Here is a 23,960-nt window from a genome sequence, read left to right on the forward strand (position 1 = left end):
GTAAAATGCTCGGAGAAGAGATACGTGCGAGAAGAAAAAGACTGGGCCTGACGCAAAAGGCATTAGCAGCCTTAATAAACGTTAAACCTACGACAATGTGCCAGTATGAAAACGGCACAAATGAGATGTCGTTTGCCGTTTTGAAGAGCATAGCGGAGGCGCTCAAATGTTCCACCGTTGATCTCGCCTATGAGGAACTTGCCCTTCCTGGCAGCTCCGAAACCTTTGATGAAAAAATAAGAGGCGCAGCCGAGCAGAAAGAGGACGAACCGGCATTCGCCGACCCGCTGGACACGGAAATATTTAAACTCCTGAAAGACCTTGACAAAGTCGCCAAAGAAAAGGTCATCGCCTATATGAGAGATCAGAAGAGCCTTACCGTCTACTACAGCGCCGTCCGCAGGAGAAGATAGTTTTCCGGCGTGAAGTTTTCCACTTTGTCATGGCTGTATAACTGCCCAAAGGCACGGACGCGCCAATCGCGCGCGGTGCCTTTGGGCATGGTGGAGCATCTCCGGACGGTAGTTTATTTATAATTTGTTCTCTAAGCGAGTTTTTGCTGCAAGGCTTTTTGTTTTATAAAAATAAACGGCCGCCGTTAAAAGCACGACTATAGAGCATACGCTTGCCGTGATGTCGTGATGTATCGCGGCGACCGCCGCGGCGCCGATGACGGCGCGCTCCGCCACTCGAAGATCACGGAAGAGCCAGCCCTCAAGCGCTCCGGCGAGCATCATCACGCCTAAAAAAGCGGAGATTACGAGAATGGCCAGCTCCCAATATACCACCCTCTGCAACAGCAGCATGGGATTATATACGAAGCAGTAGGGGAGCATGAAGCTCGCGATCGCGATGCGCGTCGCCGTAAATCCTGTCTTAGAGGGGCTTGCCCCGGCGATTCCCGCGCCGGTGAAGGCGGCGAGACAGACTGGCGGCGTGATGTCCGCCATGATGCCGAAGTAGAATACGAAAAGATGCGCGGCAAGCGGCATGACCGACATACCGATGAGCGCCGGCGCGATTATCGTGCTGCATACGATGTAGTTTGCCGTGGTCGGCAGCCCCATGCCAAGGATGATACAGGCGCACATCGCCATGACGAGCGTAAGAAGCAGATTGCCGCCCGCGATCTCGATAATGTTGTTTGATATGGTGAGGCCGAGCGAGGTCAGCGAAGAGGTGCCGACGATGAATCCGACGAGGGCGCAGGCCATCGCGACGCCAAGCGCTCCTCGCGCTCCATCCTCCAAAGCCTTAAATATGGTGGCGAAGCTCATGCGCGTGTTCTTTTTCAGCGAACTCACGACTATGACGGAGATCACGCCGATGAATCCCGCCCGCAGGGGTGTGTATTTCATTAAGAGCGTCGCTATGATGACGATGACAGGAATCACCAGATGTCCGTCCGCCCTCATGACCTCCTTCAGTGCGGGTAGCTGTTCCTTTGGCAGCCCCTGAAGCCCTTTCTTCCTTGCCCTGATGTGCACGTTTGTGAAGATCGCCGCGTAGTAGAGAAAGGCGGGAATGACGGCGGCTCCGGCGATCGTGAGATATGGAATGCCGAGGAATTCGCTCATAATGAACGCTCCCGCCCCCATGATCGGCGGCATCAGCTGTCCGCCCGTCGAGGCGCAGGCCTCTACCGCCCCCGCGTAATAGGGCTGATAACCGACGCGCTTCATCAAAGGAATGGTAAAGGCTCCAGTGGTCGCGACATTTGCCACGGAAGAGCCGCTTATCGTCCCTAGGAGTCCGGAGGCGACGACGGCGACCTTCGCCGGGCCGCCGGGCCGGCCGCCTGCTACCGCAAGCGCGAGCTCATTGAAAAAACGAGCGCCGCCGCTGTGAGAGAGAAAGGCCCCGAAGATGATAAAGACGATGACGAAGGTTGCCGATACGCCAAGCGCGAGGCCGAAGATTCCCTCGGGGGTGAGATACATGTGCTGTATTATCCGGCTCAGCGAATACCCCCTGATCTGAAATATTCCCGGAACATAATTTCCGAAATAACAGTAAGCGAGGAAGATTATTGAGAGGCACGGCAGCACGTTGCCGACTATGCGGCGTCCGCCCTCGACGATAAGTACTATCGCGGCTATCCCCAGGTATATCTCCATATCGGTGGGATTGGCGCCTCGCCGTGAAATTTCATTGAAAAAGACCACGATATAGCCGATGACGGCGAATCCGGCGGCGGCGAGCAGCCAGTCGTACCACGGCGTGCGGTCCTTAGCGCCCCTCCTTGTCGCGGGATAGAGTATAAATACCGCCGTTATCGCGAATGTCAGGTGCACCGCGCGCTGGATAGCGAGCGGCATAGTGACGAGCCCCGCGGTGGCGAGGTGAAACAGGGACATCGCCGCCAGCCACAGGCTGATCAATTTGCCCGGCAGTCCTTTCAGCGTCCGGTACCTGCTCTCGGCGTCGTACTTTTCGATGAGATTCGTTATCTCCTCATTGCTGTCCGTAAGCTCTTCCAGCAGATCGACTTTCTTATTTTCATTATCTTTCATCAAACTTCTCCTTTGAAAGCTCCTTATCCATGTTGTACAGGCGCGGTATGCGTCCCCTGAATAAATTGAAGGCTTCACAGGCGCTTGTCCCGAGATATCCGCCAAGCTCCTCCGTCGAGATCTCCTCTTCGCCCTGCCTGCCGGCGAGGATGACCTCGTCGCCGACAGCCGCCCCCGGCACGCCGGTCACCTTCAGAAAAATCTGGTCGCAGCAGATGCTGCCTACGACGGGAACCCTGTGTCCGCGGACCAGCGCGTAACTCTTTCCCATGTACATCCGGCTGTAGCCGTCTGCATAGCCTATCGGCACCACCGCGATAAGGTCGTCGTCGCGGCAGACATAACGCAGACCATACCCGAAAGATTCGCCGATCGCGGCCATCCGTATGGAGGTTATCTCTGAGCGCACCTTGAAAGAACACTTTAGTTCGACGGGTTTTTCAACGGTTTTCGGGCAGAAGCCGTAGAGTATTTTACCGACGCGTACCGCGTCAAGGTGCATCCGCGGATACAGCAAAGTGCCGGAGCTGTTGCAGATATGCCTCGTGCCGACGTTTATGCCTCTGGCCTCAAGCGTCTTCAATACCCTGGAAAAGCGTTCGAACTGCCGTTCCGTGAAGCCGCTGCGCCCCTCGTCGGCGACGGCGAAGTGGCTCATAATGCCCGCCGCCTCGATACCGGGGAGGGAATAGAACTTGCCGGCCTTTGCGAGAAAGTGCTCCGGGGCGAAACCGCTCCTGCCAAGTCCGGTCTCTATCTTGAAATGTACCTTTACGCGCCTGCCCTGTTCGACGCCGCAGGCGTTCAGCTGATCGAGGAACCCTTCATCGGCACAGACGGTCTCGATGTCATGCTTCACATAAAGCGGGGCGCAGCTGCCTATCGCCGGGCCGATCACCAGCACGGAGCCTCTAAAACCGGAGGCGCGCAGCTCGAAGGCCTCGTCGGGCGTGGCCACGGCGAAATAACGGCATCCGGCGTTTGCCAGCGCCCCCACCGTTGGCAGCAGCCCCATCCCGTAGGCGTTGGCCTTCACAACGGCGATGATCTCAGCGCCGTAGACGTACCTCTTTATATTCTTGTAATTTTCCTTTATCGTTTCCAAATCCACCTCTACCCACGTGGGGCGAAAGACAGGGGCCATTGCCTCATCTCCTTATGGAAGAATACCTTGCTGAATGTCTGATTGATTGTTATATAAACTACGCGCCGCGCGTGTAGGGCTGGGGATAGGAGCGGGGGATAATATACCGCTCCCATCCTCAGCGGAGTTGGGAGAGTTAGTTACTTGATCACGCCGATCTCTTTATAGTACCGCATAGCGCCCGGGTGCAGAGGTATCATAATGTTCTTGGCGCCCTCTGGGGTCATGTTCTGCATATTGGAGGAGATAGTAACGAGGTCTTTTTTATTTTCAAAGGCCGTCTTTGTCATCAGGTAAACGAGATCGTCAGGGATCTCCGCCGTGACGGTTATGATATTGGGCCCCGCATATGTCTTGACGGGGGCCGGCTGTCCCTTGTAAGTGTTTGTGGGGATCGTGAACTTGAACCAGTAGGGCGACTGCTTGATGACCTTCTCAATAATATCGTCGGGGATATCGATGAACTCGACAAGGCCGAGCGTCGACGGCTCCACAACGCCGCCCATTCCAAGCGCGCCGAGCATCACCGCCGCGTCGATATGCTTGTCGGCGAAGGCGCTTCCTGTATCGCCGACGCCGAGATTTTCACCTTTGATATCCTTATCGGGGTCCAGCCCCGCGGCCTTGATCAGCTCGCGCGCACTGAGCTCCGTACCGCTGGCCACCGCGCCGATAGAGATACGCTTGCCTTTGAAATCCTTCAGAGATTTGATGCCGCTTCCCTTAGCCACCATTATCTGCACCGGCTCAGGATAAAGGGGGAGCATCCCGCGCAGGTATTTATGCTCCTGCCCCTTATATTTGAGCAGCCCGTTGTAGGCGTTGTAATAATTATTATCCATCGTCGCAGCCTGGATCTCCTTCTTCTCCATTAACTGAATATTGTGGACGGTGCCGCCTGTTGACTGGGCGTCGGCCTTAAGATCCGGAACATACTTCGTCCATATCTTAGCAAGCCCGGCGCCGACGGGGTAATAGGTACCGCCGGTGCTTCCCGTGCCGATTGTGATAAAGGTAGTTGCCGCCATTGCCGATGATGAGATGATAAAGGTGAGGATCAAAACCGCTAAGATAACTTTTTTCATATAGATACGCCTCCCGTTAAAATAAAAATTCTCGGTGCCAGATCAAGCTGTTGTGACTGAACTTTTCAGACACACTCTGTTACGAACGCCATTTTCTTTCACATATCCCCAAATATTCCGCCAGCTTCTCACACTCCGCCTCAGTTGGAACGACATACCCCCTCTCAATACGCGAATACCTGCTGCACGAGATCCCGATGATCTCGCACATCTGCCGTTGAGTCAGGTTGTTTTTCAGACGCAGGTACCGCAGCTCATTTTTGTTCACGGATATTACCGCCTTTTTGAGAATTCCATACATCACATAACGAGATTAAATATAGTCTCGAATTCGAGAACTGTCAATTAAATAATTCACATTCCGTGATATTCAAACTATGTAGAAACTATAAATGGAGGAAAAGATAATGATTGGAAAAGAGGTTGTTGCAAGAAGAAAAAGAGTTGGATTGACTCAAAGAGAGCTCGCCAGATTGATAAACGTAAAGCCGAACACGATGAGCCAGTACGAAAGCGGAGTAAGAAAAATTCCCCTTGATGTTCTAGCCAATGTGGCAAAAGTATTGAAGTGCTCCGTTATGGATCTCGCCTATGAGGAGATGGGAATCGCCGTTGCTCCAGAAACAGAACGGCGGATAACCGATGGCAGACTCGCCGAACCGAAAGAGGGAGAGCTGATGTTCGCTGATCCGCTGGATAACGAAATAGTGGCTCTTCTAAAAGACCTGGACAAGATAGCGAAGGAAAAAGTGATCACATACATGAGAGACCAGAAGGTGATCACGGGATATTATCGGGCTGTGAGGGAGAGGGGATAATAATATGTGCTGGTGGAAAGATAAGTCGTGTGTTACATTTATAAGTATTATAGTAACGGCAATTGTTTCATTGTTGTCTGTTATAGTAGGTGGATATGTAAAAACAAATGGCGAATTATCCATCATAAGAGAGAATTACGAACGGGAACAAAAATCATTAGCTAACGCATTTGCTGGAGAAATTACAATTATTTTGAGTTCTATGGAAGCTAGAGAATATCATAAAATTTTTATTAACATTCTTAAAAACATTGAAAATGATGTTATGCCGTTAAGTGACTTACCATTATTTTCAATAAACCTTGACGTCGCCTTTCCAATGTATAGAACACGCATAGGGGATGTTGGGTTATTACCGGCTGATGCATCGAAGAAATTAGTGATGTTCTACGGATATGTTTTCTCTTTGTTAGAAGATGTTCAAAATAGCCCCAAATTGTTCTTAGCTTCATCAAAGGAAATTGCAACAGACGAGAGTGAGATAAAAAGGAATTATTATCGCATGTGGAAAATGACGTGTGAACAAGACCTAAAGATTTTAAATAAATTATTTACGCTTGGAAATTGTTTGATTAATGATTTAGAAAAATTTGCAAAATAATTATATACTATTAAAATGGACGTATGAAAATAATAAATGGATGTTACTTTTAGATGATTGCTAATATACGTGGAGGGGTTTGTTATGAGTAAAGTGTTAAGCAATAATCAAATATTGTTAGATGAAGTTATAGAACAAGAGTTTGATGAATATTCACAGTTTCAATCAAAAGATGATTTCTTCGAATTTTTTGTAGCTCAACAGATATTAAAAGATTACGATCTCAGTTATGAAGAAATAGAACATGGCCTTACTGGTGGTGGCTCTGACGGAGGCTGTGATGGTATATATTTATTTGTCAATGATGATTTAATAAGAGAAGATAATGACGTATCAGAAAAGTATATGAAAGATGTAAAGTTGACATTAGCAATCATTCAGGCAAAAATACTAATTCTTTCAATGAAGATGTTATTTTGAAATGGAAAACAGTATGTGATAATTTGCTTGATCTGAATCACAAAATTTTCGATTTTCGAGGAAGGTATAATGAGAAAATTCTTCAAGCTTTTGAATTGTTCAATGATACATATATAAGACTTATTAGAAAAAAGCCTAAGTATAGATATCAGGTTTTACTATGTATCAAAGGGACTTGATGTACATCCAAATGTTCAGGCTCAATCATTAGAATTGCGTGCTGGAATTAAGCAATTATTACCTAACCCCAATGTCTCTGCAGATGTTATTTTTGTGAATGCCGACAAACTTATGGATCTTGTGGGAACCCAATCAAACAACGAGTTTTTCTTAAAGCTTACTGAAGCTCCAATTACGATATCATCTCAATACGTGTTTGTTACTCTTGTAAATTTATCTGATTATTTTAATTTTATAACTAATGAAAATGGTGAAATAATAAAGCATATTTTTGAGTCTAATGTTCGTGATTATCAAGGACATACGTCAGTTAATAAGGATATTCAAGAATCGCTTGAAAATCCATCGACAGAAGATTTTTGGTGGTTAAATAATGGTGTAACGATTCTAGCATCCAAGGCTAGTTTGACTACTGGAAAGGAAATTGGAATTACTGATCCTGAAATAGTGAATGGGTTGCAAACTTCAACTGAAATATATAAATATTTTTGTACCGCCATAGAGAGATTGAATCAAGAAAAAAGAAATATATTGGTAAGAGTAATAGTTCCAGATAGTGAAGAATCTAGAGATAAGATAATTCTAGCAACAAATAGCCAAACAAATATTCCTAAAGCATCTTTAAGAGCTACGGATAGTATTCACAGACAAATTGAGATGTACTTGAGAAATAGAAATCTATATTATGACCGTAGAAAGAACTATTATAAAAATCAGGGGAAAAAAGTAACATAAATAGTAAGTGTTTCGTTTTTAGCTCAATGCTTAATGTCTACTTTATTGCAAAAACCAAATTACGCAAGAGCAAGGCCTTCTACAATTATATCAAATGATGATGAGTATACCAAACTTTATATAGAAAACCAAAACTTAGATACATTCTATGTTGCTGCATGTGTAAGTAAAGAAGTAGAACGTATTTTAAAGAAAAATAATGAAATATATTCTGTTTCTGCACGCTCAGATATTCTTTTTTATGTAATATTTTTAGTGACGGCAAAAGCTTTGAATTCGGTAAATATTACAAAAGAAACAATGGCGAAACTAGATCTTAAGATGATAACAGAAAATCTTATTGTTGAAAGTGCAAAAGAAATATTTTATATATATCAAGAATTAGGCGGGAACGATAAAGTTGCTAAAGGTAGTGATTTAATTAAAAAAGTCGTTGACAAATTTAATTATTAAATAAAGAAGTAAATTCACTCAAAATTGCGCTGATTAAAGAGAATATGTGTCGGTCCTTAATTTTTTTGCCAAATTTTTTGCGATAGGCCGTGATGAGGTCGTATATTATTTTTATGCTTAACTTCGGCGCGATAATATGTCTCCGGTAATGTTTAAGGAGGTAAGTTATAGAAAAGTTTTCTTCGATTACCATTATATATGTATGGGAAAGGATGCGTTGGCGGATGTGGTAGGCGGTGCTCGGCGGGGTTTTATCGTCTCCGACCCATTTATGGTTTCGAGCGGCAAGATATCTTACTGTCACCGATTATCTAGCGGGGACGGAGCTCGTATCGTTGAGTTCAAGCCGGACCATGTGGTCGTGCTTGGCGGCGGTTTTCCGATCGACTCGGCGAAGACGATCGTCTTTTTTGCGCACCAGCATGGGCTATCCCCCTGTCCCTTAACAGTGATCCTGACGACAAGCGGCACGGGGTCGTCTGTGAGCGGCTTCGCCGTCATCACGGATCATAATAAAGAACTTATAGACTAAGACACAATGTCTGCACCCCTAGAATAAATGCAGCTCCATGACAAAACCTCATATGTACGTTATAATGTACATATGAGGTGATCGAAATGTTAAATACTAATGCAACTACGCTGCGCAAAAACCTTTTCGGCATATTGGAACAGACAATCAAGTATAACGAACCCGTGAACGTCAGCACCAAGGACGGCAACGCGGTTATTCTGAGCGAAGATGACTATAATAGTATGATGGAAACGCTGTACCTGGCTTCTATCCCTGGAATGCGGGAAAAAATAATAGACGGCCTAAATACGCCGATCGAGGAATGCGTTCCGGAGGATAAGGTTGTCTGGTGATGTACGAAATTGTGTATACCAAAAAGGCGGTTAAAGATATTCTCCTCCTGAAAGCTGCGAAGCTTGATGAAAAAGCCAAGGCTTTAATAGAACTCATAAGAGAAGATCCCTATAAAACGCCTCCCAGATACGAGACTTTGCGGGGAGACATGGCGGGAGCTATATCACGGCGTATCAATATCAAACATAGGTTTGTGTATGAAGTGCAGGAAGAGATAAAAACGGTAAAGATAATCAGCATGTGTTCTCGCTATGACATTTAAAATTCTAGGCCGACGCTGAAAATGAACATCATCGTTACCGGGTAACAAATCTATTTTTTTAAGTTGTTGCTACACGGTAATACTGTGTCTCCCAGTAGTTCCTAATATCTCGCCATCGCCGACCATGTGCCGGTACGGTGGGCGAGGCTGTAATTTTTTTAAGTATTTGTTAAGTTAAAGATATTTACCTTAATCATTCAGTTTATGCAGCTTTAATTTCGGCTAAAATTATTCTTACCAAGAAATTCGTCCAACACAGGATCTGTGCTTCATTTGTCCGGTCTCACTGCGGAAAACACGCAGGGAGACCGGCTTTTTTTGCCTAATTTTTGCTGAGTAGATAGGCCGTGGTGAGGCCGTCTATTATTTTTATACTTAACTCATGCATGATAAATATGTCTCCGGTAATGTTTAAGGAGGTAAGTTATGGAAAAGTTTTCTTCGATTACGACTATATATATGGGAAAAGATGCGTTGGCGGACGCGGTGGGCGGTGCGCGGCGGGTCTTTATCGTCTCCGACCCGTTTATGGTTTCGAGCGGCAAGATCTCTTACGTCACCGATTATCTGGAGGGAACGGGCGCGGAGTATGAGATATTCTCCGACGTGCAGGCGGACCCAGATATCGAGACCGTCGCCGCGGGTACGGCGCGCATCATAGAGTTCAAACCGGACCATGTGGTAGTGCTTGGCGGCGGCTCGCCGATCGACGCGGCAAAGGCGATCGTCTTTTTCGCGCATCAGCAGGGGGCTATCCCACCCTGTCCCTTCACGGCGATCCCGACGACGAGCGGCACCGGGTCGGAGGTGAGCAGCTTCGCCGTCATCACAGACCATAAGAAAAATGTCAAATACCCGATGGTCGATGACAGCCTGCTGCCGACCTCGGCGGTGCTTAACGCGGAGTTGGTGATGAGCGTGCCGCCGAAGGTGACGGCCGACGCGGGGCTCGACGTGCTGACGCATGCGATAGAGGCCTTTGTTTCAACAAACCGCACGGATTTTACAGACGCGATGGCGGAGAAGGCGATCAAGCTCATTTACCGCTATCTGCTCACCGTCTATCAGGAGCCGGATAATTACGAGGCGCGACAGCGCGTTCACAACGCCTCCTGTATGGCGGGCATCGCCTTTTCCAACGCGGGGCTGGGGCTTAACCACGCGATGGCGCATACGCTCGGTGCGAAGTTTCATATCGCCCATGGGCGCGCGAACGCAATCCTGCTGCCATATGTGATGAGTTTCAACGCCGGCTGCGCGACGCAGCTGACGGATACAGCCCAGCGTTACGCTAAGATCGCCTATCTCTGTGATATTTCGACGGCAAGCGTCAGGCAGAGCGCGCTGAACGTGATCCGCATGATACGCTCCTGGACCAAAAAGATGGATATTCCGCCGACGATCAAGGCGGCCGGCGTCAGCACGGAGGATTTTCAAGCGGAGCTGCCGGAGATGGTGGAGGACGCCCTCGCGGACGCCTGTCTCACGTCCGCGCCGCGCCGCTGTACGAAAGAGGATATCCGCCAGGTCTTTGAAAACGCCTATATCGGCAAGCTGCCATAATGTCTGAATTTGAGAATAAACAGCGAATAATACAGGAATTTGTGCCGGGTAAGCATAAGTGAGATCGGAAATCTTCGATTTCCGTAATCGAACTTAGTCATCCCGCCGGAGGCAGCCGATGAGTGAATTTGAGAATAAACAGCGGATAATACAAGAATTTGTGCCGGGTAAACATAAGTGAGATCGGAAATCTTCGATTTCCGTAATCGAACTTAGTCATCCCGCCGGAGGCAGCCGATGAGTGAATTTGAGAATAAACAGCGAATAATACAGGAATTTGTGCCGGGTAAACATAAGTGAGATAGGAAATCTTCGATTTCCGTAATCGAACTTAGTCATCCCGCCGGAGGCAGCCGATGAGTGAATTTGAGAATAAACAACGGATAATACAGGAATTTGTGCCGGGTAAACAGGTTACTCTCGCGCATGTGATCGCCCACCCGGTGGAGGAGCTTTACGGCAAGCTCGGGCTCTTTGAGACGGGAGGGGCGATCGGCATCTTTACGATTACGCCGAGCGAGGGCGCGATGATCGCCGCGGACGTCGCTTCGAAGGCGGCCAATGTCACGATCGGCTATGTGGACCGCTTCAACGGTTCTCTGCTTATCACGGGGGATGTGGCGGCGGTGGAGGCGGCGATGCGCGACGTCATGTCGGTGCTCTGCGACCTGATGGGCTTTACCCCCGCGCGCATCACGCGCACCTGATGGCAGCCGCGGACAAGAGGCGGCGCGTCATCTTCATCGGGGCTTCGATGGCGGGCAAGACGACGCTGACGCAGGCGATGATGCGCGAAGAGCTGCGCTACCGCAAGACGCAGGCTCTGGATATCGTCGGCGGCTTCATCATCGACACGCCAGGTGAGTATCTTGAGCGGGGCGGGATGCGCGGGGCGCTTTCTGTGGCGGCCGCGGAGGCGCGGCTCATCGTCTTTCTTCAGAGCGCCTCCGCCGCGCAGAGCTTTTTCCCGCCCTCCTTCGCCTCGATGTTCGGCAAGCCGGTAGCCGGGGTGGTGACGAAGGCGGACATCGCCTCACCGGAGGAGATCGCGGAGGCAAAGATACGGCTTACGCGCGCGGGGATAGGACGGATATTTGTCACCAGCGCCTACACGGGCGAGGGGATTCAGGAGTTTGTGGAATTTATTGATTCGTTAGATTGATTAAGGAGATGAGCTGAGGATGGGCGGAGAGACGATCACAAGCGTCGGCATAGACGTCGGCACGTCGACGACGCAGCTGATTTTCAGCAAGATAAGGATAGAGAACCGCGCCAGCTCCTATACGGCTCCGCGTATCGCCATTGTCGGCAAGGAGGTCTTTTACCGGAGCCCCATATATTTCACGCCGCTGCTTTCGCCGACGGAGATCGACGCGGAGGCGGTGAAGCGGATTGTCACCGAGGAGTATAAGAGGGCGGAGATGACGCCGTCCCAGGTAAACACGGGGGCGATCATCATCACGGGCGAGACGGCGCGCAAGAAGAACGCCAATCAGCTGCTTTCGGCGCTTTCGGCTTTAAGCGGGGACTTTGTGGTGGCGACGGCGGGGCCGGATCTGGAGTCGGTGCTCTCGGCGCGCGGCGCCGGTACGGACAAGATATCCGAGGATAACCGCGCGGTCGTCGCGAATCTCGATGTCGGCGGCGGTACTAGCAACATCGCCTTTTATGAGAGGGGAAATCTGCGCGGCGTCACCTGTCTCGACATCGGCGGCCGTCTCGTGAAGGTGGAGAATGACTTGATCACCTATGTCTATCCTAAGATAGAAAGGATCGCCGCCGACAACGGCCTTGCGGTAAAGGCCGGCGCGAGAGCCGATACGGAGCAGCTGCGCGGCCTCTGCCGCCTGATGGCGGGGTATCTCGCGGAGGCGGTCGGCCTTCTGCCGCAGTCGGAGACGTGCCGTTATCTATATACGAACGACGGCAAAGGGCTTCCCTCCGGACTTCCGGCGCTTACGGGGGTGACATTTTCGGGGGGCGTGGCGGACTTCGTCTACAGCCCCTCTCAGGGAGACCTCTTCCGTTTCGGTGACATCGGCGTGATTCTCGGGGGCGAGATAAGGAGGCATCCCGCTTTTTCAGGTGTAGAGCTTTACACGCCGCTGGAGACGATCCGCGCGACGGTCGTCGGCGCGGGGACCTGCGCCACGGAGATCAGCGGCAGCACTATCGCCTACACTCCGGGGATACTGCCGATAAAGAACGTCCCGATCCTGCGTGTGCCGGAGGCGGACGAGGCGACGCCGGAGGGGGTGGAGCGTTCGATAAAGTTTCAGATGCCGCTTTTTATGCCGGAGGGACGCCAGGAGCAGATCGCGGTCTCGCTCTCCGGCGGGCTATACAAGTCTTTTGCGGCGGTACAGCGGCTGGCCGAGGCGGTGATCTCGGGGGCGCGCGGCGTGGTAGAGGGCCCCTTCCCGCTGATCGTCGTCGTGGAGGCGGATATCGGCAAGGCGCTTGGACACGCGCTCAATGTAAAGCTGGAGCACAAAAAGCCGGTGATCTGTATCGACGGCATACATTCAGACAGCGGAGATTATATAGATTTGGGCGAACCGGTATTTGGCGGACATGTGCTGCCGGTCGTCATCAAGACATTGATTTTCAATTCCTGAACGGGAAATATTTATCCCGTTCTCAGATTGGCAGTCACATTAGAAATGGAGAGGTGATAGCTGCATGAAGCTCAAGACAAAACTTTTGGGCCATACCTATGAATTCAAGTCACTGCGCGAGGTGATGGCCAAGGCGAACGAGGAGAAGTCGGGCGACAAACTTGCCGGGATCGCCGCGGAAAACGCGGAGGAACGGGTCGCCGCGAAGGTCGTCCTTTCCGAAGTGACGCTCGCGGAGCTGCGCAACACCCCCGCCGTGCCCTATGAGCAGGACGAGGTTACGCGCATAATCCAGGACGACATCAGCGAGAGGATCTACGACGAACACAAGAATATGACGGTCAGCGAATTCCGCGAATGGCTTTTGCAGGAGGAGACGACGACGGCGATGATCCACCGCGCCTCCCGCGGCCTTACCTCGGAGATGGTATCGGCCGTCTGCAAACTGATGAGCAATCTCGACCTCATATACGCGGCGAAGAAGATTCCCGTCACGGCCCACTGCAACACGACGATCGGCCTTCCGGGGACGTTCTCTTCGCGCCTGCAGCCCAACAACACGACCGACGACCCGAAGGGGATCGCCGCCTCGCTGATGGAGGGTTTCAGCCTCGGCTGCGGCGACGCGGTGCTCGGGCTCAACCCCGTTGACGACGGCGTCGAGTCGGTGGCGCGCATCCTCAAGCTGTTCGACGAGTTCAAGAACAAGTGGGAGGTGCCGACGCAGATCTGCGTTCTCGCGCACGTGACGACTCAGACGGAGGCGGTGCGCAAATTCAACGCGCCGATCGACCTTATGTTCCAGTCGATCGCTGGTTCGCAGAAGGGCAACGAGGCCTTTGGGCTGACCTCCGCGATGCTGGAGGAGGGGCGTGACATGATGCTCCACCACGGCACCTCGACGGGGCCGAACGTCATGTATTTTGAGACGGGGCAGGGCTCGGAACTCTCCTCCGACGCGCATAACGGCTGGGACCAGCTGACGATGGAGGCGCGCTGCTACGGCTTCGCCCGCCACTATCATCCCTTCCTGGTCAACACCGTCGTCGGTTTCATCGGGCCGGAGTATCTTTACGACGCGAAGCAGGTGACGCGCGCTGGGCTCGAGGACCATTTCATGGGCAAACTCTCGGGCGTCCCGATGGGCTGCGACGCCTGCTATACGAATCACATGAAGGCCGACCAGAACGACATTGAAAACCTCGCGGCGCTGCTCGTGGCCGCCGGCTGCAACTACATCATGGGCGTCCCCCAGGGCGACGACTGCATGCTCATGTACCAGTGCACGGGTTATCACGAGGCGCAGACGCTGCGCGAAATATTCGGCCTGCGTCCCATCAAGCCCTTTGAAGAGTGGCTGGAGAAGATGGGCTTCCTCAAAGACGGCCGTCTCACGCCGCTGGCGGGGGATGCCTCGGTCTTCGCGGGCAGATAGGAGGCTTTAAAAATGGTAGATCAGAACGCGCTTAAAGCGATCATAGAACAGGTGCTGACGGAGATGAACATCGGGAACGCCGCGGCTGCCGCCTCGCCCTCCGCCGCCGAAGCGGTGAAGGCGGGAGAAACCCCAGCCGCTCCCGCGGCGGAAGGCGTTGTGAAGGTGGACGACGGTTTCATTCCCGACGTCTCGGAGATCGACATCCGCAAACAGTATCTTGTGGAAAATCCGGTAAACGGCGAGGCCTATTACGACCTCAAGCAGTACGCGCCGGCCCGTCTGGGTATCGGCAAGGCCGGGGCGCGCTACAAGACGCTGCCGGTGCTGGAATTCCGCGCCGCGCACTCCGCGGCCCAGGACGCTGTATTCTCACAGATGGACCTTGAGTTTGTCGAAAAGCTGGACCTCTTTGTCGTGCGCACCATGTGCACCAGCAAGGACGAATATCTCACGCGCCCGGACCTCGGCCGCAAGCTGAATCCTGAGGGTGTGGCGATGATAAAGGAGAAATGCAAAAAAAATCCCACCGTGCAGATATTCGTCTCCGACGGCCTCTCTTCGGCGGCGGTGGTGGCGAACATCCCCGACCTGCTTCCGGCCCTCATGCAGGGGCTTCAGAGCTATGGTATCGACGTGGGCACGCCGTTCTTCGTTGAATATGGGCGTGTCGGCGTCGAGGACGAGATCACCGAGCTTACGGGCGCGACCGTCACCTGCGACCTTGTCGGCGAACGTCCGGGGCTGATAACCGCCGAGTCGATGTCGGCATACATTACCTACAAAGGGACGGTCGGCATGCCGGAGGCGCGCCGCACGGTGATTTCAAATATCCACAAGGACGGCACGCCGCCGGTCGAGGCGGGAGCCCACATCGCGGAAGTCATCAAGATAATGCTGGAAAAGAAGGCCAGCGGAACAGATTTGAAACTGTAACAGGGGAGGCACGGGTTATGAAAAGAGATCCTTTAAAGGCTAATGTACTTGCGACACAGATAATTCCCAACGTTGACCCCTCTCTCGCCAAAGAGCTCGGCCTCGCGCCGTCCCAGCGTTCGCTGGCGCTCATCACCTCTGACTCCGACGACGTGACCTACACGGCGCTTGACGAGGCGACGAAGGCCGCGGACGTGCAGGTCGTATACGCGAAGAGCATGTACGCGGGAGCGGGAAACGCGACGACGAAGTTCGCGGGAGAGATAATCGGCATCCTCGCGGGGCCGAACCCCGCAGAGGTCAAGAGCGGCCTCGCCGCCGCGGTGGATATGATTGAAAACGTGGCGCACTTTGTCTCGGCGAACGACGACGACTCGGTGCCATACTACGCCTTCTGCATATCGCGCACCGGCTCCTACCTCTCGAAGATGGCGGGCATCGCCGAGGGAGAGGCGCTCGCCTATCTCATCGCGCCGCCGCTGGAGGCGGTTTACGGCATAGACGCCGCGATGAAGGCCGCGGACGTCAGCATGTGCGTATTCTACGCCCCGCCCTCCGAGACGAACTTCGGCGGCGGCCTCCTCACCGGTTCGCAGTCGGCCTGCAAGGCTGCCTGCGACGCCTTCGCGGCGGCGATAGAGTACGTGGCGGAGAATCCCAGGGTCTAAACGATGAAGGCGCTGGGGCTGATGGAATTTCTCGGATACCTGCCCGCGGTCGACGGGCTGGACGCCGCGCTGAAGGCCGCCGACGTCCGGCTGCGGAGCTGCCGGCGCGACGGCGGCGGCCTCGTATCGCTGCTGATAACGGGCGAGGTGTCCGCGGTCAAGGCTTCGCTCTCCGCCGTGCGCGGCGCGGCGGAGGGGGCGCTGCTCTCGGCCTCCGTGATCGCGCGCCCCTCCGACCAGCTCGCCGCCATGATCGAACGGATGTTCCCCTCGCCGCTGAGAGAGCGCCGCTCTAAAAAGAACGGTGCGGAGGGAAAAAAGGCCGGGAAAGGCTCCCTGCTTCCGGCGGCCCTTCCAAAAGAGCGGGAAACGGCGGCCGCGCCCCTTAAAGAACTTGAGGGAGAGCTGGCGCGCGAAAAGGAGACCATTGATAAAGAACTCGGCGCAATGACGCTGGGAGAGCTCCGCGCGCTGGCGCGGCGGATGAATCTCCCTATGGGCGTGGAAAAGATCGGCCGGGCCAACAAGAGGACCCTCATTGCGGCGATAGAGAGAGAACAGGAGAGATAATATGCAGCTGCGTGATAAAGATCTTCTGTCCGTTCAGGAGGTGCGCGAGCTGGTCGGCGCGGCGAAAGCGGCGCAGGCGGAACTCGCCGGCAAGAGCCAGGAGTACGTGGACCGGCTGGTGAAGTCGATCGCCGGCGCGGGCGTGAGAAACGCCGAGCGTCTCGGCCTCATGGCCTGCGAAGAGACCGGCTTCGGCATCCCCGCGGACAAAAAAATAAAGAACGTATTCGGAAGCCGCGCGGTCTATGAATATATAAAAGATATAAAGACCGTCGGCGTAATAGACTGGGATGAGAAGAAAAAGGTGCGCACTATCGCCGTCCCGCTGGGCGTCATCGCGGGGATCATCCCCTCGACGAACCCAACCTCGACGACCTTTTACAAGGCGCTCATCTCAATAAAGGCGGGCAACGCGATCGTCTTCTCGCCGCACCCGCAGGCAAAACGCTGCATCATGGAGTCCGTCAAAGTGATAAAGCAGGCGATCAGCGAGGCGGGCGGCAACGAAGACCTCGTCGGCTGTATCTCCATGCCGACCATGCAGGCGACCGAGTCGCTGATGCGCCATCCCCATGTCGCGCTCATTCTCGCGACGGGCGGCGCGGCGATGGTGCGCGCGGCCTACTCCTCGGGAAATCCGGCGATCGGCGTCGGCCCCGGTAACGGCCCCTCATTCATCGAACGCTCGGCAGACCTCAAAGAGGCGGTGGCGCAGATAGTCGCCTCCAAGACCTTTGACAACGGCACGATCTGCGCCTCCGAGCAGTCCGTGATCTGCACGGACGACTACCGCGGCGAAGTGCGGGCCGAGATGGAACGCCAGGGCTGCTACTTCCTTAACGACGCCGAACGGGCCCAGCTCGGGAGATATATCCTCCGCGCCAACGGTACGATGAACCCCGAGATCGTCGGTAAAAGCGCGCAGGTCATCGCGAAGCTCGCGGGGCTCACAATTCCGGAGGGGACGAAGATCATCGTCGCGCCGGAGGACGGCGTCGGCTACGGCCACCCCTACTCGAACGAGAAGCTGGCCCCGATACTCGCCTTCTACAGCGCCCCCGACTACAAAGCGGTGTGCGAAAAATGCGAGGAGATACTTCACTACGAGGGAGCGGGGCATACCTTCTCCATCCACTCGCAGAACGAGGAGATCGTCTCCTACTTCTCGGCGCGCGTCCCCGTCTCGCGCATCGTCGTGAACGCGGGCAGCACGCTGGGCGCGATCGGCGCGACGACCGGGCTGGTACCGGCGCTGACCCTCGGCTGCGGCGCGGAGGGCGGCAGTTCGACCTCGGACAACGTCGGGCCGCTGAACCTGATAAACCGGCGTCTCGTCGCCTATCCGCTGCGGACGCAGGCGGAGGTGCGCGCCTCGATGCCAGACTGCCCCGACGGCATCTGCGAAAGCGGCATCGGGGAGCCGGAGCGGTTTGACAACGTCGACGTCAACGCCGTGGTCGCGGAAATACTGAAAAGGCTGCGTTCCTGACAGCGCACGTAATGTTCGTTAATAGACCAACAGAGATTTAGAAGATATTAAATATAAATGGAGGAATGAACGATGATGAATCAGCAGGCACTTGGAATGATCGAGACAAAGGGACTCGTCCCCGCCATCGAGGCGGCGGATGCGATGGTGAAGGCGGCCAACGTCAGCCTTATCGGCAAGGTACAGGTGGGCGGCGGACTTGTGACCGTCATGGTGCGCGGCGACGTCGGCGCGGTAAAGGCCGCGACGGACGCTGGCGCGGCGGCGGCGGAGCGCGTAGGCGAACTGCTCTCCGTCCATGTGATCCCGCGTCCCGCGGATGACGTGGACTACCTCCTGCCGTCACTCAAGACAGAGGCGTAAAGTACCGCCGGCTGCACGCCGGCATTATTGAAACATCCTCCTCACTGATATGAGGAAAAGATAAAAACAAAGGAGTGGCTGAAATGGCAGACCAGCAGGCGCTTGGAATGATAGAGACAAAGGGGCTCGTCCCCGCGATAGAGGCCGCCGATGCGATGGTGAAGGCGGCTAACGTGAACCTCATCGGCAAAGTACATGTCGGCGGCGGCCTGGTGAGCGTTATGGTGCGCGGCGACGTCGGCGCGGTGAAGGCGGCGACGGACGCCGGAGCGGCGGCCGCCGAGAGGGTGGGCGAGCTTCGTTCCGTCCATGTGATCCCGCGTCCCGCGGCGGATGTCGACTACCTTTTGCCGACACTAAAAGATTAAGCCGGGACGCTCTTAGGAGTTGATTCCCTTGAAAGTTATCACAGAGGCGATGCTGCGCGATGAACTGAAAAGAAGCGAAATCACGGAGTACCGCGTGCCGGATGGCATGATGCTTTCGCCCGCGGCGCGCGAATACCTGCAGCAGAGAAAGATAAAGATCAGCCGGGAGTCCGCCTCCGAGCGTCAGAAGGAGGCGGCGGTTCCCGCCGAAAGAACACCCGAAATGGCGGCGCCGCTGCAGGCGAAATACAGGGATTACGAGACGGGCGCGCTCTACCTTGAAAAGCCGGAGTACATGACGCAGATCGAGGGCGACATGCTGGTGGTGAAGAACCATCCGCGGATAGCCTTCCGCGGCAAGCTGGACAGCCTTCAGGCACTCATCGTACTCGACCAGGCGATACTTAATGAGAAGACGGGCTACGGCAAAATGATCGCGGATCTTGACGACATCCTCGGCGTGCTGCGCGAAATAATGCGCTGCGACGCCCTTAACGAGCCGCTGCGCGTGGAAAAGATAATCGGCCTCACATCCGCCGAGCTGCGCGAGCGCTCGCACGCGCCGATGAAGTTCTTCCACGTGAAATACATGCGCCTGCCCGATTACAAAATGGGAATCGCCTACGCCCTGTTGAACCAACTGCGCACCGCGGTGCGCGAAGCGGAGGTGACGGCGGTGAACGCCTTTAAAAACGGAACGAACTACGAGCGGCAGGATATCCTCGAAATATTCAACCGCCTCTCAAGCGCCGTACACATCATGATGTGTACCTATCTGCAGGAGAACAACATATGAGCGGCGCGGCGAACGGAATAACGGCGGCGGTCGTTGACCGCGTGATGGAGGCGATCGCGAAGGCCGGGCTCGTCGAGGTCGAGGTCTCGGCGCGCCATGTGCACCTCTCGCAAAAGGACTGGGAGGCCATATTCGGCACGGAAAAAAGCGACCTGACGCCGAAACGCCCCCTCTCCCAGCCGGGACAGTACCTCTCCGAGGAGCGCGTCAGCCTCATTACGCCGAAGGGACGGATGGACAGGGTCGCGGTGCTCGGCCCCTTCCGCGGACAGACGCAGGTGGAGCTCTCAAAGAGCGACTGTATCGCCCTCGGCATCGCCGCGCCGATACGCGAGTCGGGCCACATCGACGGCAGCGGCCGCATCACGATCGAGGGGCCGCGTGGGGCGGTGACGATTCCCCAGGGCGTGATAATCGCGAAGCGCCACGTCCACGTGCCGGAGACGACGGCGCGGCACCTGGGCTTTAAAAACGGCGAGATCGTCAGCGTCCAGCTCTTCACCGACCGGCCGGTGATCCTCCAGGACGTCGTGCTGCGCGTGAGCGATAAATTCAGCTACCGCATGCACATAGACTTCGACGAGGCGAACGCCGCCGACGTGCGCGGCTTCACGCTGGGACAGATACTCAAACAGGAGCCGGTCAAATGATGGATCTGAAGAGGATAAACGCCTATATGGCGAAGGTGGCGGCCTCCGAAAAGAGGTGCTTCAAACCGGCGGGGAAAAAACTCAAGGCCGGGCTTGACCTCGGCACCGCCTATATAGTCATCGTCGTTCTCGACGAAAACGACAACCCAGTCGCCTGTGAAAAAGAGGCGGCGGGCGTGCTCCGCGACGGCGTCGTCGTCGATTACCAGGGGGCGCTCTCCGTCGTGCGGCGGCTCAAAGGCGAGCTCGAGCGGCGGCTGGGCACGGAGCTGACAAAGTGCGCGATCGCGATGCCCGCCGGCACCGAGGGCAGCGTCCGCACCCACCAGTACATCGCGGAGGGCGCGGGCTTCGAGGTTACGGAGATACTGGACGAGCCGACGGCGGCGAACTCCGTCTACAAGATAGACAACGGCGTGGTCGTGGACATCGGCGGCGGCACCACAGGTCTCGCGGTCTTCAAAGACGGCGTCGTGGAAAAGATATATGACGAGCCGACCGGCGGGACTCATCTGAGCCTCGTCCTCTCGGGAAACTACCGCATACCCTTTGAGCAGGCCGAGGCGGTGAAACAGGACTATAGAAAACACGGGGAGATATTCCCCATCGTACGCCCCGTGATCGAAAAAATGGCGACGATCGTGGCGCGCAGCATAGACAGGAACGAGGCCGACACCATATACCTCTGCGGCGGGACAAGCTGTCTCACCGGTATTGAAGAGGTCTTTGAAAAGGTAACCGGCATCCATACGGTGAAGCCGGACGATCCCTTCCTCGTCACACCGGCGGGGATTGCGATGAACTGCAAGGTATAGCCGGCCGCTGATCAGATGCGCCCTCCGGCGGGCAAAGTAAGTTCGGCCGCCGGAGATATGGTTTATTTTTGCGGCGCAAATCAGCGGCTATACAGGAAAGGAGGCTGCCCGGATGAATTACGAAAAGCTGATCGCGGAGATTGTAACGCGCGTCATTGAAAAGCTGGAGGCGCTCGAAAGAGAAAAAGCTCCCTGCGCGCCCTCTTCCCACGTCCCTGAAAGGGAGCGGGAGACCCCGCGCGCGGAGGTACGGCTTGAAAAACGGGTAATAACGGAAAAGGACATCGTCGAGGCACGCAGAGGCGGGGCCTCGGCGGTACGGATCGCGGAACGCGCGATAATGACGGATCTGGCCAAAGAATACGCGCATGCGCACGATATAGCCGTAAAACGCGGCTGACGGAGGAATGAACGATGAAGGTCGCAAGAGTGATAGGCAATATATGGGCTACGCGCAAGGAACAGAAGCTCTCCGGCTTCACCCTCTTGATCCTTCAGCGCATAAACATAACGACGGGAGAGGACGACGGAGCGCCGATCGTCGCGGCGGATATGATCGGCGCGGGCTGCGGCGAAATGGTGCTCTTCGTCGGAGGCAGTTCGGCGCGCAGCGCCGCGGGCGACATGTCGCTCCCCGTGGACGCCACCGTCGTGGCGATAGTCGACAACTTTGAGCTGCCCGGCTGCAAGAGGGAGTGAAAAGATGGAATTATTAGAGGCGATAAAATGGGCCGGCGTGGTTGGCGAGGGCGGCGCGGGCTTCCCGACCTACGCGAAACTCAATACCAGGGCCGAATGCTTTATAGTGAACGGGGCGGAATGTGAACCGCTCATCGAGACGGATAAATACCTCATGCGCACCTTCCCCGAAGAGATCATCGCGGGTACGGCCGCGGTATCCGCCCATCTCGGCGCGAAACGCACCGTCGTCGCCCTTAAGGAAAAATACGAGGCGGAGGCGGCGGCCCTCTCGGCGGCGATCGAAAAAAGCGGCGCGGACATTGAGATCGTGAAGATGCCCGCCTTCTACCCCGCGGGCGACGAACATACGATGGTCTACTACGTGACGGGGCGCAGCATCCCCGCGCGCGGCATCCCGATCAGCGTCGGCTGCGTCGTGGACAACGTCGGCACGATGCGCAGCGTCCACGAGGCGCTTGAGGGCCGTCAGGTGACGGACAAATACCTCTCCGTCACGGGAGCGGTGCGCGAGCCGGTGATGCTCCGCGTGCCGGTCGGCACCTCCTTCCGCGAATGCGTGGCTCTCGCGGGGACGAAGCTCTCCGAATACGCCGTGATAAACGGCGGCCCGATGATGGGGCTGGTCCTCTCGGAAAAAGAGAAGATCGACGCCGCCGTCGTGACCAAGACGACGGGAAACATCCTCGTCCTGCCGCCGGACCACTACCTCGTGGGCCGTTCAAAACTTAAAATGCAGCGGATACGCCTCCAGTCGCGCAGCGCCTGCATACAGTGCCGCTACTGCACCGACCTCTGCCCGCGCTGGCTGATCGGCCAGGAGATGGAGCCGCATATGGTGATGCGCGGCCTCTGGATGGAAGGGCAGATAAAGGACGACGCGGAATTCGTGCGCGCCTTCGGCGATGCGATGAACTGCTGCAGCTGCGGGATATGCGAACTCTACGCCTGCCCGATGAATCTCTCTCCGCGCCGCGTCAACGAATACTTTAAAGGGGTACTGCGCTCGCGCGGCCTTGAATCGCCGGTCGATCCGCATCCCGAGGCGCGCGGCTCTTTCAGCGACAGGCTGATACCGACCGAGAGGCTTGTCGCGCGCCTCGGCCTCCGCGACTACTATCCGGGACACGCGGAACGCTGCCTTGAATACCAGCCGAGGACGGTCTACATACCCTTCCGGCAGAGCATCGGCAGGGCGGCGGAGGCGGTCGTGGCGGAGGGCGCGGCGGTGCGGCGCGGCGACCTGCTCGCGAAGGCCGCGGAGGGGCTCTCCTCAAATATCTACGCGAGCATAGACGGAACGGTAAGAGATATCAGCGTGCAGGGCGCGCGCATAGTGAGCGGGGTGTAAACGAAGATGGGAAACGCCATAGGAATGATAGAGCTATCGAGCATCGCGGAGGGTATCAACACCGCCGACGCGATGGTGAAGGCGGCGAATGTCGAACTTATCCACGCCTCGACCATCTGCCCCGGCAAATACATAACGATAGTACACGGGGAGGTCGGTGCGGTGCGCGCCGCGATGAGCGCGGGGCAGACGGCGGCGGGACACTACGTCGTCGACGAACTGCTGATACCGAACATCGATCCGCAGATATGCCCGGCGATCATGATGACCACCCGCCCCGGCGAGATAGAGGCGGTCGGCGTCATGGAATACTTCTCCGTCGCCTCGGCGATAACGGCGGCGGACATCGCGGCGAAGGCCGCTAACGTGAGACTCATAGAGATACGCATCGGCTTCGCGATCGGCGGCAAGGGCTTCGTCACCCTCACGGGCGACGTCGGTTCTGTGCGCGCCGCCGTCGCCGCGGCGACGAAGGAGGAGGCGCTGCTGGTCTCCAAGACGGTCATCCCGCGCCCCTCCAAACAGCTCGTCGAGAAACTTATATAGACGCGGGTAAAAAT

At 55.1% G+C, this 23,960-nt stretch carries 31 protein-coding genes; 27 read left to right on the forward strand and 4 right to left on the reverse strand.

What is annotated here, in order from left to right; translation table 11 throughout:
- The first annotated feature begins 5 nt into the window (after positions 1-5).
- A complete protein-coding gene (locus tag BED41_RS04050) occupies positions 6-413 on the forward strand; it encodes a helix-turn-helix domain-containing protein (RefSeq protein ID WP_066743348.1) in 408 nt (135 codons plus the stop codon).
- A 117-nt stretch (positions 414-530) separates the two neighbouring features.
- Here BED41_RS04050 and BED41_RS04055 read toward each other — a convergent pair whose 3' ends face one another.
- From BED41_RS04055 to BED41_RS04070, 4 genes are all read right to left on the reverse strand, one after another.
- Positions 531-2,513 carry a TRAP transporter permease gene (locus BED41_RS04055; RefSeq protein ID WP_066743350.1) on the reverse strand — a complete coding sequence of 661 codons (1,983 nt, stop codon included), beginning with the start codon at positions 2,511-2,513 and terminating at the stop codon, positions 531-533.
- The gene (gene alr, locus BED41_RS04060) at positions 2,503-3,657 is read right to left on the reverse strand and encodes an alanine racemase (RefSeq protein WP_066743352.1); all 1,155 of its coding nucleotides are present in this window, start codon (positions 3,655-3,657) and stop codon (positions 2,503-2,505) included. Before alr ends, BED41_RS04055 begins: the two co-directional genes overlap by 11 nt.
- Positions 3,658-3,797: 140 nt before the next feature.
- Positions 3,798-4,742 carry a TAXI family TRAP transporter solute-binding subunit gene (locus tag BED41_RS04065; RefSeq protein WP_066743354.1) on the reverse strand — a complete coding sequence of 315 codons (945 nt, stop codon included), beginning with the start codon at positions 4,740-4,742 and terminating at the stop codon, positions 3,798-3,800.
- A gap of 79 nt (positions 4,743-4,821) precedes the next feature.
- A complete protein-coding gene (locus tag BED41_RS04070; protein ID WP_066743356.1) occupies positions 4,822-5,010 on the reverse strand; it encodes a helix-turn-helix domain-containing protein in 189 nt (62 codons plus the stop codon).
- 139 nt (positions 5,011-5,149) lie between these two features.
- On the opposite strand from BED41_RS04070, the gene BED41_RS04075 reads away from it, so the two are divergent.
- From BED41_RS04075 to BED41_RS04190, 26 genes are all read left to right on the forward strand, one after another.
- Entirely contained in the window at positions 5,150-5,560 is a 411-nt protein-coding gene (locus BED41_RS04075; protein ID WP_066743358.1) for a helix-turn-helix domain-containing protein, read from the forward strand.
- A gap of 4 nt (positions 5,561-5,564) precedes the next feature.
- On the forward strand, positions 5,565-6,161 hold the full coding sequence (locus BED41_RS04080) for a hypothetical protein (protein WP_066743360.1): 597 nt from the start codon (positions 5,565-5,567) through the stop codon (positions 6,159-6,161).
- An 84-nt stretch (positions 6,162-6,245) separates the two neighbouring features.
- Positions 6,246-6,581 carry a hypothetical protein gene (locus tag BED41_RS16710; RefSeq protein WP_229712388.1) on the forward strand — a complete coding sequence of 112 codons (336 nt, stop codon included), beginning with the start codon at positions 6,246-6,248 and terminating at the stop codon, positions 6,579-6,581.
- 213 nt (positions 6,582-6,794) lie between these two features.
- On the forward strand, positions 6,795-7,496 hold the full coding sequence (locus BED41_RS16715) for an AIPR family protein (protein ID WP_229712389.1): 702 nt from the start codon (positions 6,795-6,797) through the stop codon (positions 7,494-7,496).
- A gap of 33 nt (positions 7,497-7,529) precedes the next feature.
- Positions 7,530-7,949 (forward strand): hypothetical protein, encoded by a 420-nt coding sequence (locus tag BED41_RS16720; RefSeq protein WP_229712390.1) that lies wholly within the window; start codon positions 7,530-7,532, stop codon positions 7,947-7,949.
- Positions 7,950-8,175: 226 nt separating this feature from the next.
- Positions 8,176-8,481 (forward strand): iron-containing alcohol dehydrogenase, encoded by a 306-nt coding sequence (locus BED41_RS04090; protein WP_168160228.1) that lies wholly within the window; start codon positions 8,176-8,178, stop codon positions 8,479-8,481.
- 86 nt (positions 8,482-8,567) lie between these two features.
- The gene (locus BED41_RS04095) at positions 8,568-8,816 is read left to right on the forward strand and encodes a type II toxin-antitoxin system Phd/YefM family antitoxin (RefSeq protein WP_066743364.1); all 249 of its coding nucleotides are present in this window, start codon (positions 8,568-8,570) and stop codon (positions 8,814-8,816) included.
- Positions 8,816-9,079, forward strand: coding sequence for a Txe/YoeB family addiction module toxin (locus BED41_RS04100; protein ID WP_066743366.1), 264 nt, complete (start codon positions 8,816-8,818; stop codon positions 9,077-9,079). Before BED41_RS04095 ends, BED41_RS04100 begins: the two co-directional genes overlap by 1 nt.
- Positions 9,080-9,505: 426 nt before the next feature.
- On the forward strand, positions 9,506-10,642 hold the full coding sequence (locus BED41_RS04105) for a 1-propanol dehydrogenase PduQ (protein WP_066743368.1): 1,137 nt from the start codon (positions 9,506-9,508) through the stop codon (positions 10,640-10,642).
- A gap of 356 nt (positions 10,643-10,998) precedes the next feature.
- A complete protein-coding gene (gene eutS / locus BED41_RS04110) occupies positions 10,999-11,349 on the forward strand; it encodes an ethanolamine utilization microcompartment protein EutS (protein WP_066743369.1) in 351 nt (116 codons plus the stop codon).
- Complete coding sequence (locus BED41_RS04115; protein ID WP_066743370.1) at positions 11,349-11,804, forward strand: EutP/PduV family microcompartment system protein; 456 nt, start codon at positions 11,349-11,351, stop codon at positions 11,802-11,804. The genes eutS and BED41_RS04115 overlap by 1 nt, the downstream gene beginning before the upstream one ends.
- Positions 11,805-11,823: 19 nt before the next feature.
- Positions 11,824-13,260, forward strand: coding sequence for an ethanolamine ammonia-lyase reactivating factor EutA (locus BED41_RS04120; RefSeq protein ID WP_066743371.1), 1,437 nt, complete (start codon positions 11,824-11,826; stop codon positions 13,258-13,260).
- A gap of 64 nt (positions 13,261-13,324) precedes the next feature.
- Complete coding sequence (locus BED41_RS04125) at positions 13,325-14,695, forward strand: ethanolamine ammonia-lyase subunit EutB (RefSeq protein WP_066743373.1); 1,371 nt, start codon at positions 13,325-13,327, stop codon at positions 14,693-14,695.
- 12 nt (positions 14,696-14,707) lie between these two features.
- On the forward strand, positions 14,708-15,631 hold the full coding sequence (gene eutC / locus BED41_RS04130; RefSeq protein ID WP_066743377.1) for an ethanolamine ammonia-lyase subunit EutC: 924 nt from the start codon (positions 14,708-14,710) through the stop codon (positions 15,629-15,631).
- Positions 15,632-15,648: 17 nt separating this feature from the next.
- Complete coding sequence (eutL, locus tag BED41_RS04135; protein WP_066743379.1) at positions 15,649-16,299, forward strand: ethanolamine utilization microcompartment protein EutL; 651 nt, start codon at positions 15,649-15,651, stop codon at positions 16,297-16,299.
- 3 nt (positions 16,300-16,302) lie between these two features.
- Positions 16,303-16,869 carry a BMC domain-containing protein gene (locus BED41_RS04140; RefSeq protein ID WP_066743381.1) on the forward strand — a complete coding sequence of 189 codons (567 nt, stop codon included), beginning with the start codon at positions 16,303-16,305 and terminating at the stop codon, positions 16,867-16,869.
- Between the two features lies 1 nt (position 16,870).
- Positions 16,871-18,358 (forward strand): acetaldehyde dehydrogenase (acetylating), encoded by a 1,488-nt coding sequence (locus BED41_RS04145; protein ID WP_084002243.1) that lies wholly within the window; start codon positions 16,871-16,873, stop codon positions 18,356-18,358.
- A gap of 75 nt (positions 18,359-18,433) precedes the next feature.
- On the forward strand, positions 18,434-18,721 hold the full coding sequence (locus tag BED41_RS04150) for a BMC domain-containing protein (RefSeq protein WP_157102398.1): 288 nt from the start codon (positions 18,434-18,436) through the stop codon (positions 18,719-18,721).
- A gap of 83 nt (positions 18,722-18,804) precedes the next feature.
- A complete protein-coding gene (locus tag BED41_RS04155; protein ID WP_066743385.1) occupies positions 18,805-19,089 on the forward strand; it encodes a BMC domain-containing protein in 285 nt (94 codons plus the stop codon).
- Positions 19,090-19,117: 28 nt separating this feature from the next.
- Positions 19,118-19,885, forward strand: a complete 768-nt coding sequence (locus BED41_RS04160) for a cobalamin adenosyltransferase family protein (RefSeq protein ID WP_066743387.1) — start codon at positions 19,118-19,120, stop codon at positions 19,883-19,885.
- Complete coding sequence (pduL, locus tag BED41_RS04165) at positions 19,882-20,535, forward strand: phosphate propanoyltransferase (RefSeq protein WP_066743389.1); 654 nt, start codon at positions 19,882-19,884, stop codon at positions 20,533-20,535. The genes BED41_RS04160 and pduL overlap by 4 nt, the downstream gene beginning before the upstream one ends.
- Positions 20,532-21,350 (forward strand): ethanolamine utilization protein EutJ, encoded by an 819-nt coding sequence (gene eutJ / locus BED41_RS04170; RefSeq protein ID WP_066743399.1) that lies wholly within the window; start codon positions 20,532-20,534, stop codon positions 21,348-21,350. The genes pduL and eutJ overlap by 4 nt, the downstream gene beginning before the upstream one ends.
- A 112-nt stretch (positions 21,351-21,462) precedes the next feature.
- Entirely contained in the window at positions 21,463-21,750 is a 288-nt protein-coding gene (locus BED41_RS04175) for a hypothetical protein (protein WP_066743401.1), read from the forward strand.
- A 14-nt stretch (positions 21,751-21,764) separates the two neighbouring features.
- Positions 21,765-22,049 carry a EutN/CcmL family microcompartment protein gene (locus tag BED41_RS04180; protein ID WP_066743403.1) on the forward strand — a complete coding sequence of 95 codons (285 nt, stop codon included), beginning with the start codon at positions 21,765-21,767 and terminating at the stop codon, positions 22,047-22,049.
- 4 nt (positions 22,050-22,053) lie between these two features.
- On the forward strand, positions 22,054-23,400 hold the full coding sequence (locus BED41_RS04185; protein WP_066743405.1) for a 4Fe-4S dicluster domain-containing protein: 1,347 nt from the start codon (positions 22,054-22,056) through the stop codon (positions 23,398-23,400).
- A gap of 6 nt (positions 23,401-23,406) precedes the next feature.
- Entirely contained in the window at positions 23,407-23,946 is a 540-nt protein-coding gene (locus BED41_RS04190; protein ID WP_066743406.1) for a BMC domain-containing protein, read from the forward strand.
- Positions 23,947-23,960 lie beyond the last annotated feature (14 nt).

The sequence above is a fragment of the Cloacibacillus porcorum genome, assembly GCF_001701045.1.
GTDB lineage: Bacteria > Synergistota > Synergistia > Synergistales > Synergistaceae > Cloacibacillus > Cloacibacillus porcorum.